Genomic DNA, 4,008 nt, shown 5'->3' on the forward strand with positions numbered 1-4,008 from the left:
TAGGAGCATAGGATTTACGTAATTTCCCTCCTGCTAACAGCAGTTTCCCCCATCCACGCAGCATCTATAATCCTCGTTCACCTCTCTCGTAGGATCGGTAATAATAAACATCCGTTCATAGGGAGGTTTGGCGAGTTTCTCCGCCGTATCTGTGCAGATTTCGACGGCTTCATTTCGAGGGAACAAATGTCCTTCCTCATCAGCAATTGCCTTAAGTGGTCCCAGATAAATTGCCCTCTGACCGATGTAGACACACCCTGCGCTCTTCTCAAATTTATAGCCCCTTACTGTGATCGAATAAAACCTGTGGTTTTCAACGTTTTTCCAGTAAATCTTGTTGAGAAGCTGTAGCCCATAGAATCCTGCTTGTTCGAGGTGTGAAAGAAACTGTTCCTCTGTTAAAGCGCCGGCGATACATTCACCCAAGAGATGGTCGTTCGTTACAATATGTTCCGGGACCTCTTTTTCCGAGACGATGTCGGATACGACAATTCTCCCGTGATTTCTGAGGATGCGCCACATCTCCGAAAACACCCTCTTCTTATCGGGCGAGAGGTTGATCACGCAATTCGATGTGATTAAATCCACCGTCTTGTTTTCAACAGGTATTTTTTCCAAGAACCCTCTTTTAAATTCTACGACGTCGTACCCGAGATTTTTTGTAACGGTGGATTTACATTCATTTGCGACCCCCAGCATCTGATCCGTCATATCAATGCCGATTACCTTCCCATTTTTGCCAACCTTTTTTGCAGCGATAAAGCAATCGATTCCGGCACCGGACCCGAGATCAACAACGGTCTCGCCGGGCTTTACATCCGCAATGCTGATCGGGCTTCCACACCCGTAGAATCTCTCAATGACATCATTCGGTATATGACTGATGTCTCCTGTAGGATAGCTTGTTGGGCAGCATAGCTCCTTTTGAGGTTCCTCCGCCGCTTTTCCATAGAATTCTCTAACGACTTCACGTGATTTATCAATATCAAACGTCAGTACACAATTTGAATGGGATAACTCAATATGGAAATCAGAGGTACCGCTGGGCTTAGCATTTCGAATCCCATTTCCATTGATTTCATTCATGCCACACGAGACAGCGCCTTCGCCCATCGCCAAAAATACATGGGGCGAGTCAAAACCTGATCTATTGTTATGGTCAATTACCTTTTCTCCTGCAAGCTCCAATAAGGTTGAGACTATCATGTATTCATGAAGGTCGGAGTAGGGATCTGATCCAGCTAAATCCCCCCTGCCAAAAGTGGCTCTATTATAGAAATACGAATGTTCAATATCGCCGCCTCCGCATATGAATTTCAAAAAGCAATCGTTACACTTTGATCTGTTTTGAACAGTTGCACCTCTAAACATCTCAAAAACTTTGCTCTCATTCCAGATCTCTTTGAGTGATTTTTCTTTTATGTTCCCTGAGCTTAATTCCTTTGTATTCGCCAGCGCTGCAGAGGGATAAACGTCGCCATCGGAATAAACGCACAGGCTATCCCAGCATGAATTGCTCAGATCAAACTTTGTGAACTTTCTAGTCATCAACTTTGCCCTTATAGTTTCAAAATTATCAACAGTAATACCAAGCCCATCTGCGGTTTTTTTAACCTTTTTCACCACATCAATCAACTCATATGTGGGAAGAATCAGATCCCTCCCACCATTCATTATCCTTCCCGTCTGATGTACCCATAGTAAATGATGATTTTTTACGCCAAGCGACGCCAGTAGCCTGGTGATTTCGGGCACATCTTTGGCATTATGGGAGTTTACGACCGTAGTTACTGTGGGGCTGAGTCCGGCCTGAACGGCCGCCTTAATTCCTTTTGTAATCTTTTCAAAAGTGCCTTTACCACGGATGGGGTCATTGACCTCGGCATTGGAACCGTCCAAGCTGATCTGTGGTTTTACACGCCCTCGACCGGTTTCCAGGATCAGATCAATGCTGTTCTTTTTATTAAGAAACATTCCGTTAGTCAGTATGATTAACTCAGAATACTCGTCTCGCGTGACATATTCGATCAGCTCGAAGATATCCTTCCTTATGAATGGTTCACCGCCGGTAAAGTAAAACCTTAATACCCCGAACTCCCTGGCTTCATCTATTATGCGTGTTATGTCTTCTGTGGGTAGGCCTTTGCCTTCCCAGGGTCCTGAACTAACCAGGCAATGCGTACATTGGAGATTACAGGAGTTATTGGTATGTATCCAGAGCTCGCTTAGACGGTGGGTTTTCAAATATTCGCCTCGCCCCTTATAAGGTGCTCTCACAACTGGGTTGAAAGATAAGATCTTTTCCCTCAGGGCATCCTTGACGAATGTGTTGACGTGCACCCAGGCTTTGGTAATGCCTAATCCGAATTCCGACGCATATAGCTTTACAATGTCGTTGAAATTTCTCTTACCATCGATGTAGCCATAGATTCTGGCGCCTCGAGAATCTGTGCTTATCCAGTTTGGGCCTTCAGGATCGATCAGAACGTGAAGATTATTTAGATGAATATCTGAGTAGGGTGGGGCGTGCAAAATTGATTTTTCGGATAATTCCATTTTTACTCCTCCGGTATTAATGGCTGCTTTTTTGGTGTGGTAAAAATTATTATGCCACCTTGTTTAAGCTTACTATAAATAGATCAGGATTTCATATAACGTTACTTAGGTCCCTTTTTTGCCGATGAGTAACCCGTCATTTCGCGCATCAGTGAGAATGCGTAGATTATTTTGATATGTTAAGCAGCAAATCAGATTAAATTAAGATGATAAAACGAATACAGAGTTTCGCAAATTCTACTAAATAGCGAAAAAATTGACCGGTTCTTTTCTCCTCCCCATATCAGGGGGAGGATTAAGGTGGGGGTGATTATCCATCTACAATGAAGAAATGTAGAGGAGACCTACAGGTCTCCATACCAACCAAAAAAGTACATATGTTTTTTCTTGTCATTGCGAGACTGACACTTCACATGTGTTCAGTGCAGGCTCAGTCAGTCGAAGCAATCTCCTGCCCAATTGGCAGAGCGTTACCAATAAATTATTTCTATGGAATGTAGCAGATTGCTTCGCCACTCCTTCGACTAGGTTCAGGACAGGCCCTTCGCTAGTGCCCTTCCACATCCTCAGGAGAGGCTCAGGGCTTCGGCTCGCAATGGCACTTAATATCGATGCCCGTTCGGGGAACGGGCCCTACTGTGGTTTGTTAACGTACGTGAAACGAGAATAAAATAAGAACAGACCCCATAACTGCTGAATAAGTAGTGTCTGTTGTCTCGATTTTATTATTGACATAAACTGAAATCAATTATAAACTTCCATTATGGTTTCACTTTGGAATCTTTGTGGAGGGACTTCAAATGGCAACAATGACAATAAAAAACATTCCTGATGATCTGTATAAAAAGCTAAGGCAAAGTGCGGCGGACCACCGTCGAAGCATTAACAGTGAATTTATAGTATGCCTTGAACGGGCGCTCCTAGCTCCGAAGCTTAACATTGCAACCACATTAACGAGAATCCGTAAGCTGCGTAAGAAAACTTCCAATTTCTTGCTTACCGATAAAGAGCTCTCAAAGGCAAAAGGTGAGGGGCGGTTGTGATAGTTGTTGATACCAATGTTATTGCTTTTCTACTAATCGAAGGGGAACACACAGCTCAGGCTGAAGGTGTATTCAAAAAAGACACGGAATGGATCGCTCCATATCTCTGGCGGTCAGAGTTCCGGAGCGTCTTAGCATTCTATGTTCGGAAGAGACGAATTCACTTGGATGATGCAAAAGCACTAATGCAGGAGGCGGAGGTCTTAATGCAGGGAAGGGAATTCGAAGTGGAATCAGCAAGGGTGTTAGAACTGGCTGAAAGCTCTAAATGTTCAGCTTATGACTGCGAGTATGTTACCCTAGCTGAGCAGGTTGGGGTTAAGTTGGTAACATCTGATAAAAAGGTGTTGAATGCTTTCTCCTGGATAGCAATGGAAATGACTTCGTTCTCCACTAAAGAGACTGATCG

General features: G+C 43.9%; 3 protein-coding genes. 2 read left to right on the forward strand and 1 reads right to left on the reverse strand.

Annotated elements, in window-relative coordinates; all coding sequences use genetic code 11:
* Positions 1-33: 33 nt before the first annotated feature.
* Positions 34-2,556: a methyltransferase domain-containing protein gene (locus VGA95_09840; GenBank protein HEX9666841.1), complete on the reverse strand. Its 2,523-nt coding sequence runs from the start codon at positions 2,554-2,556 to the stop codon at positions 34-36.
* Between the two features lie 800 nt (positions 2,557-3,356).
* Here VGA95_09840 and VGA95_09845 point away from each other — a divergent pair.
* Complete coding sequence (locus VGA95_09845; protein HEX9666842.1) at positions 3,357-3,599, forward strand: Arc family DNA-binding protein; 243 nt, start codon at positions 3,357-3,359, stop codon at positions 3,597-3,599.
* A partial coding sequence (locus VGA95_09850) for a type II toxin-antitoxin system VapC family toxin (GenBank protein HEX9666843.1) occupies positions 3,596-4,008 on the forward strand: 413 nt, incomplete at its 3' end. The genes VGA95_09845 and VGA95_09850, both read left to right, overlap by 4 nt.

The sequence above is a fragment of the Thermodesulfobacteriota bacterium genome, from assembly GCA_036397855.1.
GTDB lineage: Bacteria > Desulfobacterota_D > UBA1144 > Nemesobacterales > CSP1-2 > DASWID01.